Origin of the sequence: Xanthomonas hortorum, from assembly GCF_040279205.1 — a bacterium.
GTDB classification, from domain to species: domain Bacteria; phylum Pseudomonadota; class Gammaproteobacteria; order Xanthomonadales; family Xanthomonadaceae; genus Xanthomonas; species Xanthomonas hortorum_F.
In genome coordinates, this window is the sequence record NZ_JBEOLS010000078.1 from 1 (window position 1) to 16,775 (window position 16,775).

Here is a 16,775-nt window from a genome sequence, read left to right on the forward strand (position 1 = left end):
AATGCTGCCTGGCGGCAGGAGATGCCGCCAGAAAACGCATGCCTTACGCACTTCAAGCCAACTACACGCCTCATCTCGACAAGGCTGCTTGAACTTCGAAGATACTGACTGGTTGTTCAGATCTTCCCTAGTTCCTTTGATTGGCCAGCCCTTTCCTGCATAACGCAAGATTGGTTCGCGCTGCGCGTACGATCGCCAGATAGCGATCCGCAAGGACCGGTGGCCAGTTCTCCATCACTGCGTCGTCGTCTGCCGCCGCGTCTTCGGCGTAGGCATTCAAGGTTTCCAGGCACTGCGCATATAGCGCGTTCCTGTATTGAGTGATTGCCAGGTCATTGCGGAGATCTCCCTCCTCTCCCCATTCCAGTGTTGGCGCGCACTGCGCCAGTACCGGGGACAGGGTGGTCAATGCCGTCCTGTAGTCCTTGCGGTCGTAGTGCTGCTGAAATGCCGCGCGCGTGCGTGCAAGCGCGCTGCGGCTGCAGCCTTCCTTGGGTCGCAGGTAGGGTGCTTCGAAACCGCCGTTGTAGCCGCACATTGACTTGCACTCGACCGGCGTGGTGGTGGTCACGTCGATACCTTCGGCGGTGTCTGCGAACTGCACTTGGCACTCCGTGGGACCCGTCTCGCTTGTGGCAATGCCTTGTCTCCCATCAATCACGCCTTCCAGGAAGCACATGGCCTGGCCAGTGGTGCTTTCCAAAGAGAAGCGTAGCGATCCCTTTTCCCTCGTTAGCAGCAGATGCCCCCATCCCTTTTCCGTGACGTATTCGCCTGGCACAAGAGCGCCCCCTGCTGCGGGGTGGCCCAGGATCGGTGCGGGTTCGGGCGCGCTGGCAGGCGGCTGCGCGGGGCATATGGTGGTGGCAAGTACCGTAGATGCCAGGCATGCCATCGTCAGAAGGAAGATTTTGTTTTGCCTGTCCATGCGTCTGCTGTAGTGCCCTGGAGGTGATGGTGCGATGGACAGTGCCATCACTCTTGATGCAAGTCACTGCAATGCCGCGCGCACTGTCTGCAACGAGGTGGCAAACAGGTCGACAGCGCGCTTTCCCGCGTTGTCCTTGATGGTCCTGTCGGCCCCCCTGGCCAGGACGAGCGCGTAGTTGGGCGCGCTTTCATCATTGCTTTCCTGTTCGGCCGCGTAGTGCAGCAGGGTGCGGCCCCTGGCGTCGCGTGCGTTGATGTCGATCCCCAGGCTCAGCAGAAAATCGAGAAAGGCCACTTCCTTCGGGAAGGTGTGGCGCGGTAGCCAGTGACGGGAGGTGAGGTTATGCAACAGGGTTTGCCGGCCTGGTTGCAGGGCCAGCGGGTCCAGCCCCTTGCTCATGATCAGGCGCACCAGGTCCGGCTGGAAGCAATACGCCAGCGACGAGCGCCCATCGGCCGCAGTGCGGGTGGCGTCCGCGCCCAGTTCCAGCAGCGCGGTGATGGGGCTGTCGCCGTCGAGCGTGTGGGACAGCAACGCCGACTGCAGCGGTGTGTAGTGCTGCGAGTCGTCGGTGTTCTGCGCGATGGCGTGTGCGTTGATGTCGGCGCCGCCGGCGACCAACACACGCACCTTTTCACCGGTGCTGGCCGTGTGCAGCGGCGTGCTGCCGTGGATGTCGCGTGCGTTGGGATCGGCGCCGTGCGCCAGCAGCACGCGTGCGGTGGCCACGCCGCCCCAGCCGAGCATGGTGGTGCCGTTGTCCCAGCGTGCGTCCGGGTCTGCGCCGGCGTCCAGCAGCGCTTCCAGCATGTCCAGATAGTCCTGCAGGCTGAGGTGGTTGCGCAGCTTGTTGTCGACGTCTTTCACCGCCTCCTGGCTGGCCTGCTGCAGGGCGCGCTTGGCGGCGCGATAGCGCGCGCGGGTCTGTGCGTCCTTGGCCTGGGCGATCATGCCATCCAGTGAGTCGAGGCTGCCGATGTTGAAGCTGTCGATCAGATGTTGACGATACTGCGCGCGCGTCATTGCGGCGATGGATCCGCGGGTGACCACCAGGTCGTGCAGCGGCCAGTAAGGCTGATTGGCCCAGCCGTTGACGCGTGCGCCGTGCGCGATGAGCCAGCGCACGGTGGCCGGCGTACTGTGTTTGACCGCGGTATTGAGCGGCAGCAGCCGTGTGTTGAGCGTTGCGCCGGCCTTGAGCAGGCGCTTGATCATGGCCGTGTTGTCGTGCCGGGTGGCGTAATTGATGGCGGTGGAAAACTCCTCGTCGGATGCGGTGTGTTCCATCAGCCAGTCGCTGTCCGGCGTGCAGTCGGGGACGGCGCCTGCCAGCAATGCGGCAGCGATGCCGGTCAGCGAATTGGCGCGTGCCGCGTCCAGCACTGCGCGATCGGCCGCGCTGCGCTCCACGACAGGCAACGGCGGCGTATCGGGGCCGGGTTGCGCGGGGTCGCGTTGCAGCCAGGCCAGCCATGCCTTGGCGCCCTCGCTGCCGGCATCCAGGTAGAAGGTGTCGTTTTTCTGGCCGTTGCCAAAGCGCGTCCACGAGGCCCATTCGGTGCCTGCCATGCCCAGCGCCGACATCTGGGTGATGAAGCTAAGGAAGTCCGGCGCCAGCGCCAGGCCGTGCAGCATTTCCAGTTCGTGCGAGAAATAGCGCACCGGTTGTCTGGCCGGATCCGCATGCGTGGTGTCGATGGTCAGCCAGTCGCCGTTGATGAGGGTGTAGAAGGCGAACTGGTGTTCCCACAATGCGGGGCTGTTGGGTGCTTCGGACAGGTCGCGCGTGGCGAGGTCCTGCTTCCAGTCCAGAAAGACCGGCAGGGCCATCGTGTCGATATGGGTGAGGCTCCACACCGCATCGCGATTGCAGCTCATCGACGGTAAATCTTGCTGTTCCATCGCGCGCAGATGCGAGGGCACATACCAGCCAAAGCTCACCTCCGCCGACAGCTCGCGCAGGACGCGACGCAGTTGTGCGGGGATCGGCAGGCGGTGACGGCGTTCGAGCGATAGCAGCTGGCGTTCGGTCGCGGGCGGGGCGATCAGCAGCGGTGTCACCTGCCAATGGCGCTTGCGGGCGATGGCTTCCATCCAGCGCCACTTCGCCTGCCACTGGCTCCAGCGCGTGTGCAGGGCGCTGTCCTGCGTGGCGCAGGCACCGAGCAGCGTTGAGGTGGCCAGGGCCATGAGGCCGGCATCGAGAAACTGGCGGCGGGAGAGCGTGATCAGCAGCGGTTCCTTGCGTCTGGCGACGGGACGAGGCGTCTGAGGGCAAGCATGCGCGCAGGAACGCTAAACGCGCGACAAGGCCTTGCCGCATCAGCCGCCGGCGCGGGTTGGGATGTCGGCCAGGCCGCTGCCTGCAGGTGCTGCGTTGCGCTGGAACCCTGGGCGATCACTGGCCGCGTGTGGGGCAGGGGCGGCGTACGTGTCGTACGGTTTGCGTAGGATAGGGCGCACGGAGGCACTCGCATGGACCCGACAACCCATCGCCAGGGACCCCTGGCTTCAGCCACACGGCTGTATGTCCTGCTGGCGCGGGAGGCACGCACCGGGGTGATCTTCCGGCGTGGGCCCAGCAAGCAGGTACAGCTGATCCGCTGGGACTTGCGCACGGACACGTTCGAGCACGGGCAGTGGTTCAAGGGCCGCATCTACGAGCGGCGTTGCGACCTGTCGCCGTCGGGCCGCCTGCTGGTGTATTTCGCGGCCAAGCACAAGGGCGATTTCGGAACCTGGACAGCGCTGTCGCGCCCACCGTTCTTCACCGCGCTGGCGCTCTGGCCCAAGGGGGATGCGTGGGGTGGCGGTGGTGCGTTTGAGGACGAGCAGACCTTGCTGTTGAATCATCGCCCGCAGGCAGGCCGCGAGCCGTTTCCGCTGCCGACCGGCTTCCGCCTGAAGCAGGGGATGACGGTGCGGCCGTTCGGGCAATGGTCCGGCGGTGGCGAAGACGAGCCGATCGACAGCATGCTGCGGCAGCGCGCTGGCTGGCGAACGCTCGACGGCGGTGAGGGCGAACGCGGCGGTTTGCGAAGCGGAGTGCTCTACGGCTTCACGCGCCCACGCGTGTGGGAGAAGGACGGCAGTGGCGGGCGTCGGCTGCAATCGCTGTTGCATGCCGTGGGGCGCCAGAACGATGCGTGGTATGCGATGGATCATCGCGTGCTGGATCGCGAAGGCGCCGTGCTGGTGGAGTTGCCCGGCACCGACTGGGCCGATTGGGATGGCGGCGAACTGGTATATGCGCGCGGGGGCTGCCTGTATCGGCTGTGCTAAAGCGATTTTCGGCGCTATTCCGAGCAAGGGGAGCAGGTGGTTCGGCTGCTGCATGACTTCAGCAATGCGCGGTTTGCGCCGGTGGCACCCACAGCGGAGGCGCTACGCTATTGAGGGGCTGTGCGCGATGCGCGCGCGATGCCTGTGCGCTGCCGGCACTGCAAGCCGACAAGGCTTGGAAAGGCGGCGCCGCGTTGCCTGCGCGGCGCCGCGGCTTGCGGCAGCAAGGCAGCAAGATGTCGACCTGCAAGGCCCCGGTACACGGCTGGGCCGCGCCAGCCGCGTATCGACGCCGTCGTGCCGCAATCAGGCGCCATCGTTCGCGCGCAGGTGATTGAGCAGCAGCGGTTGCAGCACCGGTGGCATGGGCAACGTGCGTACCCCGTGCTCCCATTGCTGCAGAAATGGCGCCAGCCATTGGCGATGCCAGGCAGTTGGACGGGCGCGTGCGGCCAGCCGCTGGCGTAACTGTTCGACATGTGCATTGGCACGTGTCTGTTCGCCGCACTCCAGGTGGAAGAACACGAACGCCAGCAGCACGCTGTCCGGGCTGGCGAATATCACCTCAGGCGGCACCACGCCGTTGTCGTCGCCGTGTTCCAGCAGCTGCAGCCAGGTGTCGGCAGAGCGTTGGAACCAGGGGCCAGCCAACTGATCGGTCATGCACCTGAAAAAGTGCGCATCCAGTGCGGGCAGTGCCGTCGCCAGACGGGCCAGGGCAGCGCTCAGCACGGCGTCGCTGTGGGCTGGATTCAGTACCCAGCCGCCGTAGGCGCCCACGTCCGCGCTGTCCAGGACCTGCTTGCCCAGGAAGGTTGTCGCGCCAGCCACGCAATGCAGGTCGTGCAGCTGCGTGGTTGCCGTGCGCTGCTGCCAGGCCAGCAGGCGGGCATGCTGCAGCCCCGCCTGGACCATCAGCTCGCCCAGGTTCGGGTCATAGCTGGCCCACAGACAGTGACGGCTGCCATCGTGGTCGCGGATCCATTGCCAATGGTGGCTCGCTTCAACCGTGACAGCAGACCAGCCAGCAGCGCGCAGCGATGTGCCCAGGTGGTGCTCCACCAGTTGCGGGAGCAGCTCGCGCAGACGCACCTGCTGACGTCGGGCCTTGTCCCGCGCAGTGCGTAACGCCGCAGGCGTGCGCTTGGGCTGCAGGAAAAAACGCAAACCCATCTCGCGCTCGATCTCACCGGAGGTGCCGCTGTCGGCCAGCCGCGGCAGTGCCAGGTCCTCGGGCGCGCCACGCCGAGGCTTGAGCCCGCGGTGTGCGGCCAGCGCACGGATGGCGCGCAGTGCGTCGGAAGCGAGCAGGCCGTCCAGGGTGGGGGCGATACCGTCGGCAGCGTCGAAGGTCTCGTCCAGCCAGCCGTTGACCAACAGGCCATAGCAGTCGGTGAACAGCGCGCTGTCACCGGCCTGGTCGGCGAGCATCAAAACGTCGCCAAACACGGCTGCCAGCGGCAGCGTGTGGCCGGTATCTGGTTGGCGGTAGACCACGCGTGCCTGGCCTTGCCACTCCAGATAGGCCGCGCCCTGTGCGTGCTCCAGCCAACCCGGTGCCTCGGCGGCCAGGGCCTGCGCGCGCAGGGGCTCGTCGTCGATGTCCTGGGCCGCTGCACGCACCAGCACGCCATGGCGCAGTAGCTCGGTGTGCATGCGGAACCAGGTCAGGCCGGTGTCGTAGCGCGCCTGCAGCCCAAGCAGGCTACGCATGAGCGCTGCCTTGTGCATGCTACTCAAGGTGCTGCGATCGACCAGATGGATGCAGCGCTCGATCAACTCCTCGATAGCGTGTTGTGACATCCGTGCCTCCTCTGCGTCAGTGGTAAACGTGCGGGCATCATCATGCCAGTGGTCTGGGCAGCCGCGTGAGCGGGAAAGATCGCGGGCGGGAGCCGTGCCGCACGGCGCGGATCAGCTGCCTGTTCGTGCACTGCTGCGCACTTTTCACCTCAATGCATCGTCTGTTATCAAGAACTGGCACATCGCGCCGCTAACGCAAGCTCAATGGAGTCGTCGGATTGCGACAGTGGAGAGTGCGTTGAACGTATTGCGTGGAGTACTGATCTTGTCTCTGGTGTCCGCGATGCCTGCCATGGCCGCAGAGGCTGCGCCCTCACCCACCGAAGGTGCCGTCGCGCGCATCCGGATGTTTGGTCAGAATGGCGTTGGCATCGTGCTGTACAAGGACGCGGTGTGCACGGCCAAATATGGCGAGAAGGTGCGCGCATCCGGCTCGCTGAAAAGTGCTTTCGGGTCGTTGATGGGCTCGGTGAAGAATGAGTCGATCGGCATCCCGGAGACGGAGAATACGCGGCGTCTGGGCGACCGGAAGATGATCGGCTCCAAGCCGTTCTACAAGGAATACACGATCGAGCCGGGTAAGCCGGTCGTTGTGGAGGCTGGTGCGAGTTCGCCGGCACATTGGAATCAGGCGCCTGGGTACCACGTTGGCTGGAGCTGCGGCGCATTGCTTGCTTCTACGTTTGTCCCGGAGCCTGGCGCAGATTACGAAGTGGCCCTGAACCTGGATTTTCGTAGTTCGGTGTGCACGTTGGCGGTCAACCGTGTGGACGCGAACGGTCAGGTCAGCCCGGTGGATGTGGCGCCGGTTGCCAAAGGCTGCAAGTAACTGCAGCCCATCGTCGCAGCAGAAACAAGACAGGTGCAGCGCAAGCGCTGCACGCTTGGTAGTGGCGATTCTCGGATGCTTGATTCAATGCCGTCACAACCATTATTGCTGGCCGCGTGTATCACCGTGATTGCCTGGGGCACTCCTGCAGCTGTCGCGCATCCGGGTGGATTGAACAAGGAGGGCTGCCACAACGACCGCAAGCACGGTGGTTACCACTGTCATCGCTCCGCCAGTCGCGAAGGCAAGCCGACGACCGCTGCAGAGCCGCTTGATCCGTCCCCGTGGATGCCATCGGCCGGGACGGTCTTCCGCAATTGCGCAGAAGCACGTGCAGCTGGCGCTGCCCCGGTGCGGCGTGGCGATCCAGGATACGGCCCACATCTCGATCGCGATCATGATGGCGTGGGATGCGAGCCGTCGCGTCGGCGCTGATCCACGACGCGATCCTGTCAGCGCATCACCGCCACGCATGGCGCAGACGTGTTGCCAGCATGCGTAACGCATCCGTGCTGGATGCGTGGCCCGGGACCGCCTCTCACCAATCCGTCGGCGCGTAATCCTTCAGGAACTGCCCCCACACGTGCTCGCCGGTATTGGCGCCGTGGATGATCGGGTCGACGATGCGCGCGGCGCCGTCGACGATGTCCAGCGGTGGGTGGAAGCGTTCCTGCTGCACCTTGAGCGCGGCGATGTCGGCCGGATCTTCATCGGTGACCCAACCGGTGTCGACGCTGTTCATGTGAATGCCGTCGTTTTGATAATCGGCCGCCGAGGTGCGCGTCATCATGTTCAACGCGGCCTTGGCCATGTTGGTATGCGGGTGACGGGTGGTCTTGAAGTTGCGGTAGAACTGGCCTTCCATCGCCGAGACATTGACGATGTGTTTGTCGCGCTCGGGTGTGCGCAGCATCAGTGGCTTCAGGCGCGCGTTGATGATGAAGGGCGCGATGGCGTTGACCAGTTGCGTTTCCAGCAACTCGACCGACGGCACTTCGGCCATCAGCAGGCGCCAGGAATTGCGGCCGCGCAGATCGACTTGCTGCAGATCCTGATCGAGACGGCCTTCGGGGAACAGATGTTCCTGGCCCACCAGCTCGTCGTCCAGCAACGCGACCTGCGACAGCTCGGCGGCGCGGGTGAGGCCATCGGCATCGGCGAGGCCGCGCCCGTGCACGGCCGGCAGCGCGGTGGCCGAGGCTTCGCGCAATAGCTCGGGCGTGCGCAGGCCTTCGTAGTGACCAACGAGCTTTTGTACGGTGTCGGGTAACGCATCCAGCGCGGCGGTTTCGTTGGCCATCATGTGCGCGTAGAACTGCGGCGGGCGGCGCACGGTCTGGCAGGCGTTGTTGATGATGAAATCCAGCCTTTCGCGGGTGGCCAGCAGCTGGCTGCAGAACGCTTCCACGCTGGGGGTGTGGCGCAGGTCCAGGCCGAATACCTGCAGGCGATGGCCCCACTGCGCAAAATCCGGCTCTTCCGCATAACGCGCGGCCGAATCGCGCGGGAAGCGCGTGGTGACGATCAGCTCGGCCCCGGCGCGTAACAACTTCAAGCCGGCCTGATAGCCGATCTTGACCCGCCCGCCGGTCAGCAACGCCACGCGGCCGCGCAGGTCGGCGGTTTCGGTGCGCTTGAAGAAGTTGAGTTCTGCGCAAGCCGGGCACATCTGGTCGTAGAAGTGGTGCAGCTGGGTGAACTTCTGCTTGCACACATAGCAGTGGCGCAGCTCCGGCGAATGCATCGGCTCCGGCGCGGCAGTGGCGTTCTCGCCGTTATGCGCATCGTGCAGGCCGGCGGCATGTGGTGGGAAGACGTTCGGCGTGCTGAACACCGGCTTGCGCCGCAGCGCACGGATACCGCGCTGTTCGAGCAATGCCTCGGCCTTGCGCACCTTCTCCTGATGCCGCTCGCGCTCGCGTTGCTTGAGCAGCTGCCGCCGCGCCTTCGGCTCGGGGTGATAGACCTTGGCCACCACCTGGTGCAGGCGCACGCGGTCGGCCTCGGGTAGCGCGTCGAGCACGCTGCGGTCGGCCTCGATGGCCTCCAGCAGGTCCAGCGCCACGCGCAGGCGGTCGGTGAGGGGCAGGTCGTCGGCGGGCAGGGGCGGGGCGTTGGTGTTCAAGATGGATCCGAAAAGAGCGGCAGAAAGCGAAGCGAACGCAGCGGGCAGCTGATGGCGGACCGCGATGGACAGCTGGACCAGCGACGCGACGGCCCGGGACCCTGCTGCAGCAGGCGGGAACAGCCGGCTGGCGGCTATTTTCGCCGATCCTGGGGTGTCGACGCCAATGGGGTGCCAGGCCAGACTGCAGTTGTCGCCAGCCAGTACGCCTCCATCGTGCGCGGTCAGGTCAAGCGCTACGACATGACCAAGATGATGAGCGATCCGGACACCGCCAAAAAGATAGACGACGCGGTCACACCGAACGTGAGTGCGTTGGTCAAGCAACAAGGCTTGCCGATCCAGATCCAGAACATCACGCTTGGCCGTGCGCGTCCCAATCCGGATGTGTTGCAGCAGATGAATCTCACCGCTGCGCAGCAGCAGCGAGTCAAAACCTTGGTCGAGGCGACGACTGCAGAACGGCAACGCGAGCAGGAACAGGTCGCCAAGGCGGATGCCGACAACGCCTACCGCAATCGCATGGGGCTGACGCCTGAGCAGTACCTCGCCAGCCAGATCGCCGAGCTCAATGCAGAGGCCTGCAAAAAGGCGCAGGCGTGTTACATGGTGCCGTCCGGCACATCTGTGATTGCTAAATAGCGTGCGGTACTGATAGACGGCAAGCCAACGCGCTTGTTGCCTTGCTGTGTGTCTTCGATATTCAACAGCGCATGGCTTGGTGCGTTTGCTCAAGCCAGCAAGGCTACTCACGCACTCTCCAAATCGTGTGAGCTAGGGTTGCTTCTTACTGTTGTTGTGGGAGAAGACACCATGGGCCTGTTGGTCGACGGCAAGTGGCAAGACGGTTGGTACGACACCGACAAGAGCGAGGGGCGTTTCGAACGGTCGCAGTCGCGATTTCGTAACTGGGTGACACGCGATGGCAGTGCGGGTCCGCACGGCGAGGGCGGCTTTCAGGCCGCTCCGGGGCGTTATCACCTGTATGTGTCGCTGGCCTGCCCCTGGGCGCATCGCACGTTGATCTTTCGTCGGCTGAAAGGCCTGGAGGCGATGATCGACGTCTCCGTTGTGCATTGGCTGATGGGCAAGCACGGCTGGACATTCGCGCAGGGCCCGGGTGTGGTGGGCGATGCGATTCATCATGCGCAGCATCTGTACGAGGTCTATCTCAAGGCCGATCCTCACTACTCAGGGCGCGTGACCGTGCCGGTGTTGTGGGACCGCGAGCGCAATACGGTGGTCAGTAACGAGTCGGCCGACATCATCCGCATGTTCAACAGCGCGTTCGACGAGGTTGGCGCTGCTGGCGGCGACTTCTACCCAGAGCCGTTGCGTGAGCAAATCGATGCGGTCAATGCGCGCGTCTACGACACCGTCAACAATGGCGTGTACAAGGCGGGCTTTGCGACCACACAGGCTGCGTACGAAGAGGCGGTGGTGCCGCTGTTCGAGACATTGAATTGGCTTGAAACGCGGTTGAGCCAGCAACGCTATCTGTGCGGCGACCAACTTACCGAAGCAGACTGGCGCCTGTTCACCACGCTGATCCGTTTTGATGCGGTGTATGTGGGGCACTTCAAATGCAATCTACGGCGCATTGCCGACTATCCGCAGTTGTCCGGCTTTCTGCGCGAGCTCTATCAGATGCCGGGAATCGCCGACACGGTCGACTTCCAGCACATCAAGAATCACTATTACCAGAGCCACGACATGATCAATCCCACCGGCATCGTTCCGATGGGGCCGGTGCTGGATCTGGATGCGCCGCATGGGCGTGGTGGTTGATGTATCTCCCAGCCGCGTGCCGCCGCGCTCAGGCACGCTGCCGCGTGGCTTGCACCAAGCTGCGCGCCTTGTATACGAGCAGGAGCGATGCGTGCTCAATCATGTGATGGTGGGATCGAACGATATTGCGCGATCCATGCAGTTCTACGACGCGGTACTCGGCGGCGTCTTCGGTGCTCCCACGCCGCTGGTCAATACTGCTGGCTCCGGCCATGTGCGCTTGTTCTATCGGCATGCCGGCAGCACCTTCGTCATCAGCGAGCCGATCGACGATGCGCCCGCGACCAGCGGCAACGGCGCCACCGTCGGCTTCACCTGTAGCTCGCCCGAGCAGGTGCAGGCTTTCCACGACGTTGCCGTGGCGGCAGGTGGCATGTCCATCGAGGATCCACCAGGCTTGCGTGACAGCCGCATGGGGCCGGTCTGGCTGGCCTACGTGCGCGACCCGGATGGCAACAAGCTCTGTGCGATCTATCGGCCTGTGTAGGCTTTGGATTCTGCAGCTGGGTCGCTTGGTTCCAGCGGTCATGTCACCATCCGCCCGCCAATACGCGCGGGCTGGCAAAGATGCATGATTGGCTGCACAGACAGTCGCTGCCTTGTATGGATTGCCACGCCGTGATCGTCCAACTGTGACGACAACTGCAGGGGTGCATCGCATCCTGATGCCGACGATCATGCGCAACCGTATCAGTCAGCACTGATGAAATCGTGCCTCAGTCCCCGTGACCTTCAAGAATGCAGTCTTCTGCCGCTAATGTTCATGGCGCTGTGCAGTGGCGCAGCTTTTCATACGCGCGTAGCGAGAGAGTTCAAGATGTTCGATCTAAAAAAAATTCTGCTGCTGTCCTTATTGTTGCTTGCTCCATTCGCCGTGGCAGCGAAAGAGGTGATCAACGCCAAAATTCCTATCGACGTCAAGATCAACCCATTGCTGATCTTGGCTGACTACGACCTGGGAGCGTGTTCGATCCCGAAGCCGGGCGAAAAGGATCGTCGCACTCCGGACAATCCGTATTATCAGCGGTGTATGAATTTCCCTTTGATTTTGGCTGAGCAGCTCAGAGAGCGCGGCTTTGATGTGAAGCTCGAGTCGTTCAATCCTTCCGAGCCTATGACAAGGGATGATTACTGGGCTGCACGTGAAAGCTGGAGCGCCGAACACGAGAAGCAAAACCCGGATCGCTATGTTCTTACCTATGCCGGCCTCTTGGAGGGTGCGACGAGCTCCCTGGCGCTTCTCATGCTGCAGTCTCCGGTCAACAACGGTGGAATCGCACTGGGCAGTATCATGTTGGACCAAAAGTACTGGACGTCCATCAACAACCGAAAGCTGATGGTTCCTCTTCCCCAGGTAACGATGATTGTCGTCAATACGCTGGAGGCACGCTGTCCATCGGTTGGTCTGTGGAGCGGCTGTAGCGACCGGACGGTCTTGATGGAATCGTCAAAATAATGATTGCGTGTGGAAGCGAAGACTGGATTCGCCTCAAGTAAATGGGTTTTTTGAGAGGAAGCTTCCATCTCGCTAGCGCTCTGCCCCCTTGGAGCGGCCGATAAAACGTAGCAAGTTGTCGTGAGCTGGGTGCGGACGGCGCACAGGAACTGCAGTGTGCGCGTGGTATATGCCGATTCCGAGCAACGGCCGCGTCCGCCTGGCGGTGAGCGCAGTCGTTCTGTTGGCCGCTCTTAGGCGAAGAGAGTGCGTACGGAGGCTTGCAGCCGAGACAAAAACGGGAGCGGCCATCAATTGCGGTCGCAAGGGCAAGCGGAGCAGTTCGGAGCCAGCCTTGGCTCTTCAATCATGCGGGCTTGATCAATGAAACAGCGCGCGCGATTGCTTAATAGCACTAAGCATGTCCAGCCTGCCTGTAAAGCAAAGCTCGCCCGCTGTGATCTATGACAGCCTACCGCTTTGCCGCATCGCGCACGATCAACGTTGCCGCGCCCACCGAGATGGCGTCTTCCACCACGCCGGTGCTGGTTTGGCCATAGCGTTCGATTGCGCGCATGCGTGCGTTGAAGGTGAGATAGGCCGCAGCGACGGCAGCGGTGGCACCGAGCAGTGCGGCGATGCCGCGTTGCTCGCGTGGTGCCAGCGCCGTGCCGACGATCACGCCGGTGGCGATGCGGGCAATCATGCCGGGCAGCACGATGCGGTCGGGTGCGGTCTTCATCTTGTCGCCGGCCAGCTCACCACCGGCGAGCGCGAGCATGCCGGCCGATGCCAGTGGATTGGCAAGCAGCTTCGGTGCGCCGTTGTTGGCGGGGAGGTTGCCGGTGCGGGCCGCATTGGCGACCGCAGCCAGCGGGGTCATCGAGCGCATGCCTGCAACCGCGCCCATCAGGATCGAATGAATCAGGGACATGTGGACCTCTGCAGTGATGCGCTTCAGTCGGTGCAGGTTGGGATCCTGCAGCCGGCGCTGACGTGAGTGGAAGCGCAAAGCCTAGGACGTCACATGTGTGCGAGATGGCAAGGTGGTGCCTGCAATGTGCAGGCACCTTGGTAGGGCATGCAGTGCCGGCCTTGGCGTCACGCGATGCGTGGGAGTGATCGCGGACGCTCAGGCGGCGCGATCAGACCGATAGGGACACGCCCGGGTCTTGAGCCTGTTGGCGGTGACCGCGACTAACGGCGGTCGTGACTGCCAGTCGGTGAGCAAGGCGGCATGATGGGTGCATTCGATGCGCTTACGGTTGCTTTGCAAGCTTGCCCGCACGCCACGCCATCCACAGGACCGTGACGCCTACGGCAAGGCACACCAGCACGCCCGGCAGCGATGCTTCCGGGCCGAAGGGGCCGCCGGTGAGCCATTCGGCGATGCCAGGGCGAGCGGTGCTACGGGCAATCGCCGGGCCCATGTCGGTCCCCGACACGGCTGCACCGAAGACATAGCCTTGAGTGAAATTCCAGGCGATATGCACGCCGATCGACATCCAGACCCGGCCGGTCAAGGCGTAGAACGCGCCCAGCAGGATGCCGGCTTCCAGTGCGATGCAGATCGCAGCAAAGACCGTGGCATGCGGATTGGCGATATGGCCGAAGCCGAACAGCGCGGCAGACGCGGCGAAGGCGATCCAGGGGCCGAACGCGCGCCAGACCAGGCGCAGGAAAATCGCGCGGAACAGCAACTCTTCGATCACGCCCGCCTGCAAGGCCTTGCGGACTGCCGTCCATGCCGGCGCCATATCCAGCGCCTGCATGTCGTACAGCCCGAACACCGCCATGACGCCCATGACCGTGGCGAACATGGCCGCACCGATCAGCAGGCCGACGATCAGCTGGGGCAGCATCGGTCGCATGGCCAGCTCGCTGGCGCGCCGCCCTTCGGCCAGGCGCACCGCAAGCACATAGACACCTAGTCCGACCGCGATACCGACAAGGCTGGCGAGCAGTTGCAGGGGGCCGGAGTCCTTGGGGAGCAGACCGCCGACAAACCTGCCGGCCATGGGCGCCAGCGTGGCAACCACGACAAGCAATGCCACCGCCCAGCCAATCGCCCGGAGCCAACGCAGGCGCACGGGGTACAGAAACTTGCGATCACCCAGTTCGATCTGGTGCGTCGTGGGTCCGTTCCCGATGAAGGAATGTCCGGCAACCGGTTGCAGTGGTGCGTGCATGTACGACTCCATGTGGTGTGGTTGCTAGAGAGTGGGTGAGCGGGACGGGGCGGCCGCTGCCGCGGCGCCCGGTTTCAGGTGGGTGAGACGCTGTCACGCAACAGATGCTTCAGCCCATGCGTGATGCCGCGCGGCGCAACGCTCAGGTGATCTTCGTCGTTGAGCACCTCCAGTTCGATCTGCAAGGATGCATAGCCGCGTGCGCGCAAGCGCCGCACCATGGCCTGGGCATCGGTGACCATGTAGTAGTTCTGGTGGTAACGCCGTTGCTCGTACTCGCCCACATACAGATAGACCTGCGCGGGGAGATCCTTGCGGGTGACTGCGGATGCGGCTTCCAGCGCCGTCATCGCATGCTTGCCGTACCAATAGGACGGGCTGCCGAGGAGATAGCCGGAAAACATCTCGGGCGATTGGAGCAGGATCTGCGTGCCCAGCAAGCCGCCGTAGGAGTGGCCGTAGTACAGGCGCTTGTGCTCGTCGGTGCGATAGCGTTTGGCAACGAACGGCAGTACGTGATCACGCAGGTAGGCGATGTAGGCGGTGCTTTTGCCATGTGTTGCAGCGGGTGGAGCGCCTTCACCATCCTCGGGTGTGGGCGTGTAATCGCGCCGGCGGCTGGGCATCGGCTCATCGCCCACCGCGTACGACAGCCCGACCAGAATGAAATCTTCGATCGCCGGGCCTTCGCCATTCAAGCGGCGTGCGATCTGTCGCACCACCGGAAACGCGTAGTCGCCGTCGGTCGCGTAAAGCACTGGATAGCGACGGCCGGGGTTGTCCGCGTAGCCGCGTGGCAGCGCGACGAACACTTGGTAGTTGCGTCCGGAGGTCGGATCCGGGACATCCCAGACCTGACTGTCGACCATTTCATACGGCTTGCCTTCACCACGTTGCCCGCCTGGAATCGCGGCTGTTGCAGCTGCTGCGGGAGCCGGTTTTGGTCGCTGCTCCACAACCTTGGCGGGCGGCGTCTGCGGTGCATCGGTGCAGCCAACGAACAATAAGGCGAACAGCCCTGTCAGCAGTAACTTACTCAACGTGGTCTCCTGGCCGCACTTGGCGGTCTTGCAGGCGGCCAACGTAAGTCAGCGCGGATGCGCTTGCCATGTCGTTGGGATTGGTGCCGGGCAAGCCCTGCGGAACCGCCATGCCTTTGCTGCGATAGAAATCCGTCCAATACGGTGAAATCTGGCCGGTTTGCAGGTTCTTGAAGTTCATCGGCTGCAGTGCGAAGACATGATGTGCACGGAACGCGCGTTCGATGAAGTCCGAGCAGTAGTAGCTATTGTCGTCCTGCACGTAAGTCTCGTTGTATGGCTTGCCGAGCATGCGCCGTGCCTGGGCGATGGCCTCGGGGATCGCAGCGCGATAAGGACCGGTGAGCCGATACACGCTGATCTGCCGATGCTTGGCGTTGGCTTCGTCGACGAAGTCGCTCAGTGCTTGCTGCCGCGAGCCTTTGTCGTCGGCATGCAGCACCACTTGCGTGTCGCCTTGATGGGCGACCAGCGCCACGTGATCGAAGCTGGGTGCGTCCTGCTTGGCGGTGGCATCGTCGATGGCGCCGCTCAGGCCGGTGCGGGCCGCAGTGACGAACAACAGATCGCCATCCTGTAGCTGCACTGCGATGCAGGTTGCGGGCAGCAGTGCCAGTGCAAGCACGGCAAGCAGGATGAAGGTGCGCATGGGAGGCCGGCAGGTGATGCAAGGGGCGACCATTATCGCCAAGAACGGCGGCGCGCTGCCGATGCGTTGATCGCTCTGTAGAATGCAGCTGCCAGCGGGCGTCGCCGCCGCCATCGCGTCGCGGCAATCCTTGTCCGTCTGGAGTCTTGCATGCGTGCTTCTTCTGCGTTGTCGCCGATGGGTCGGCTGTTTGCCGTGGCTGCGTTTTTCGAGGGGCTGACCTGGGCTGGGTTACTGCTCGGCATGTTGCTCAAGTACGGCACCCACACCACCGAGGTTGTGGTGTGGCTGTTCGGGCGCCTGCATGGCGCCGCGTTCCTGTTCTATGTGGCGGTCAGCGTACTTGCCGCGTTGCGTCTGCGCTGGCCTTGGTGGGCGTGGGCGCTGAGCTTGTTGGCCGCGTTGCCGCCGTTGGTGACGGTGCCGTTGGAGATGTGGTTCCGGCGTATCGGCTTGTTGGGTCAACGCACACGCGGCGGTGTCTGAGCGCATCAAGGCAAACTAGGGCCTGTTAACACTAATGGCCCGAGCGATTAAACTATCGTGCATGGAGATCACGCCAGCACAATTTTCTCTGATCGAACACTGCCTGCCGGCGCAGCGCGGCAATGTCAGCATGACCAACCTGCAAGTGGTCAACGCCATCCTTTACGTTGCCGAGCATGGCTGCAAATGGCGCGGCCTACCCAAGCGCTTTGGCAACT

16 protein-coding genes, 1 other RNA gene and 1 pseudogene are annotated in these 16,775 nt (G+C 63.5%); 9 read left to right on the forward strand and 9 right to left on the reverse strand.

Annotated elements, in window-relative coordinates; genetic code table 11:
* Positions 1 to 127: 127 nt before the first annotated feature.
* A complete protein-coding gene (locus ABS769_RS20590; RefSeq protein ID WP_350498268.1) occupies positions 128 to 976 on the reverse strand; it encodes a hypothetical protein in 849 nt (282 codons plus the stop codon).
* A gap of 15 nt (positions 977 to 991) precedes the next feature.
* Positions 992 to 3,121, reverse strand: a complete 2,130-nt coding sequence (locus ABS769_RS20595) for an ankyrin repeat domain-containing protein (protein ID WP_317063083.1) — start codon at positions 3,119 to 3,121, stop codon at positions 992 to 994.
* Between the two features lie 285 nt (positions 3,122 to 3,406).
* On the opposite strand from ABS769_RS20595, the gene ABS769_RS20600 reads away from it, so the two are divergent.
* Positions 3,407 to 4,213: a hypothetical protein gene (locus ABS769_RS20600; RefSeq protein WP_317063084.1), complete on the forward strand. Its 807-nt coding sequence runs from the start codon at positions 3,407 to 3,409 to the stop codon at positions 4,211 to 4,213.
* A 306-nt stretch (positions 4,214 to 4,519) separates the two neighbouring features.
* On the opposite strand, the gene ABS769_RS20605 is transcribed toward ABS769_RS20600, so the two are convergent.
* The gene (locus tag ABS769_RS20605) at positions 4,520 to 6,016 is read right to left on the reverse strand and encodes a hypothetical protein (protein WP_317063085.1); all 1,497 of its coding nucleotides are present in this window, start codon (positions 6,014 to 6,016) and stop codon (positions 4,520 to 4,522) included.
* 283 nt (positions 6,017 to 6,299) lie between these two features.
* Between ABS769_RS20605 and ABS769_RS20610 the strand changes: the two genes are divergently transcribed.
* Entirely contained in the window at positions 6,300 to 6,845 is a 546-nt protein-coding gene (locus tag ABS769_RS20610; protein WP_430544191.1) for a hypothetical protein, read from the forward strand.
* 87 nt (positions 6,846 to 6,932) lie between these two features.
* Positions 6,933 to 7,280 (forward strand): excalibur calcium-binding domain-containing protein, encoded by a 348-nt coding sequence (locus ABS769_RS20615; RefSeq protein WP_317063096.1) that lies wholly within the window; start codon positions 6,933 to 6,935, stop codon positions 7,278 to 7,280.
* 103 nt (positions 7,281 to 7,383) lie between these two features.
* On the opposite strand, the gene ABS769_RS20620 is transcribed toward ABS769_RS20615, so the two are convergent.
* Complete coding sequence (locus ABS769_RS20620; protein ID WP_317063087.1) at positions 7,384 to 8,970, reverse strand: SDR family oxidoreductase; 1,587 nt, start codon at positions 8,968 to 8,970, stop codon at positions 7,384 to 7,386.
* A gap of 192 nt (positions 8,971 to 9,162) precedes the next feature.
* Here ABS769_RS20620 and ABS769_RS20625 point away from each other — a divergent pair.
* From ABS769_RS20625 to ABS769_RS20640, 4 genes and pseudogenes are all read left to right on the forward strand, one after another.
* Positions 9,163 to 9,612: pseudogene (locus tag ABS769_RS20625) on the forward strand (SPFH domain-containing protein); the annotation flags it as partial.
* A 171-nt stretch (positions 9,613 to 9,783) separates the two neighbouring features.
* Positions 9,784 to 10,758 (forward strand): glutathione S-transferase family protein, encoded by a 975-nt coding sequence (locus tag ABS769_RS20630; protein WP_317063088.1) that lies wholly within the window; start codon positions 9,784 to 9,786, stop codon positions 10,756 to 10,758.
* 91 nt (positions 10,759 to 10,849) lie between these two features.
* On the forward strand, positions 10,850 to 11,245 hold the full coding sequence (locus tag ABS769_RS20635; protein WP_317063089.1) for a VOC family protein: 396 nt from the start codon (positions 10,850 to 10,852) through the stop codon (positions 11,243 to 11,245).
* Positions 11,246 to 11,575: 330 nt separating this feature from the next.
* The gene (locus ABS769_RS20640) at positions 11,576 to 12,214 is read left to right on the forward strand and encodes a hypothetical protein (protein WP_317063090.1); all 639 of its coding nucleotides are present in this window, start codon (positions 11,576 to 11,578) and stop codon (positions 12,212 to 12,214) included.
* Positions 12,215 to 12,309: 95 nt separating this feature from the next.
* Here ABS769_RS20640 and ABS769_RS20645 read toward each other — a convergent pair.
* The 5 genes from ABS769_RS20645 to ABS769_RS20665 form a co-directional block, all read right to left on the reverse strand.
* Positions 12,310 to 12,385: non-coding RNA, sX9 sRNA (locus tag ABS769_RS20645), on the reverse strand.
* A gap of 280 nt (positions 12,386 to 12,665) precedes the next feature.
* Positions 12,666 to 13,127: a DUF4126 family protein gene (locus tag ABS769_RS20650; protein ID WP_317063091.1), complete on the reverse strand. Its 462-nt coding sequence runs from the start codon at positions 13,125 to 13,127 to the stop codon at positions 12,666 to 12,668.
* Between the two features lie 325 nt (positions 13,128 to 13,452).
* Positions 13,453 to 14,394 (reverse strand): CPBP family intramembrane glutamic endopeptidase, encoded by a 942-nt coding sequence (locus tag ABS769_RS20655; protein ID WP_317063092.1) that lies wholly within the window; start codon positions 14,392 to 14,394, stop codon positions 13,453 to 13,455.
* A gap of 62 nt (positions 14,395 to 14,456) precedes the next feature.
* The gene (locus ABS769_RS20660) at positions 14,457 to 15,422 is read right to left on the reverse strand and encodes an alpha/beta hydrolase (RefSeq protein ID WP_317063093.1); all 966 of its coding nucleotides are present in this window, start codon (positions 15,420 to 15,422) and stop codon (positions 14,457 to 14,459) included.
* Positions 15,415 to 16,071, reverse strand: coding sequence for a YiiX/YebB-like N1pC/P60 family cysteine hydrolase (locus ABS769_RS20665; RefSeq protein WP_317063094.1), 657 nt, complete (start codon positions 16,069 to 16,071; stop codon positions 15,415 to 15,417). Before ABS769_RS20665 ends, ABS769_RS20660 begins: the two co-directional genes overlap by 8 nt.
* A 150-nt stretch (positions 16,072 to 16,221) precedes the next feature.
* Here ABS769_RS20665 and ABS769_RS20670 point away from each other — a divergent pair, with 150 nt between their 5' ends.
* A complete protein-coding gene (locus ABS769_RS20670; protein ID WP_317063095.1) occupies positions 16,222 to 16,557 on the forward strand; it encodes a DUF3817 domain-containing protein in 336 nt (111 codons plus the stop codon).
* A 61-nt stretch (positions 16,558 to 16,618) separates the two neighbouring features.
* On the forward strand, positions 16,619 to 16,775 hold a 157-nt coding region (locus ABS769_RS20675; protein WP_233368074.1), incomplete at its 3' end, for a transposase.

Excerpts from the sequence above, each read along its gene's own strand:
- ABS769_RS20590 (WP_350498268.1), bottom strand. The coding sequence starts at position 976 with ATGGCACTGTCCATCGCACCATCACCTCCAGGGCACTACAGCAGACGC.
- ABS769_RS20595 (WP_317063083.1), bottom strand. The coding sequence starts at position 3,121 with ATGGCCCTGGCCACCTCAACGCTGCTCGGTGCCTGCGCCACGCAGGAC.
- ABS769_RS20600 (WP_317063084.1), top strand. The coding sequence starts at position 3,407 with ATGGACCCGACAACCCATCGCCAGGGACCCCTGGCTTCAGCCACACGG.
- ABS769_RS20605 (WP_317063085.1), bottom strand. The coding sequence starts at position 6,016 with ATGTCACAACACGCTATCGAGGAGTTGATCGAGCGCTGCATCCATCTG.
- ABS769_RS20610 (WP_430544191.1), top strand. The coding sequence starts at position 6,300 with ATGCCTGCCATGGCCGCAGAGGCTGCGCCCTCACCCACCGAAGGTGCC.
- ABS769_RS20615 (WP_317063096.1), top strand. The coding sequence starts at position 6,933 with ATGCCGTCACAACCATTATTGCTGGCCGCGTGTATCACCGTGATTGCC.
- ABS769_RS20630 (WP_317063088.1), top strand. The coding sequence starts at position 9,784 with ATGGGCCTGTTGGTCGACGGCAAGTGGCAAGACGGTTGGTACGACACC.
- ABS769_RS20640 (WP_317063090.1), top strand. The coding sequence starts at position 11,576 with ATGTTCGATCTAAAAAAAATTCTGCTGCTGTCCTTATTGTTGCTTGCT.
- ABS769_RS20650 (WP_317063091.1), bottom strand. The coding sequence starts at position 13,127 with ATGTCCCTGATTCATTCGATCCTGATGGGCGCGGTTGCAGGCATGCGC.
- ABS769_RS20655 (WP_317063092.1), bottom strand. The coding sequence starts at position 14,394 with ATGGAGTCGTACATGCACGCACCACTGCAACCGGTTGCCGGACATTCC.
- ABS769_RS20665 (WP_317063094.1), bottom strand. The coding sequence starts at position 16,071 with ATGCGCACCTTCATCCTGCTTGCCGTGCTTGCACTGGCACTGCTGCCC.
- ABS769_RS20670 (WP_317063095.1), top strand. The coding sequence starts at position 16,222 with ATGCGTGCTTCTTCTGCGTTGTCGCCGATGGGTCGGCTGTTTGCCGTG.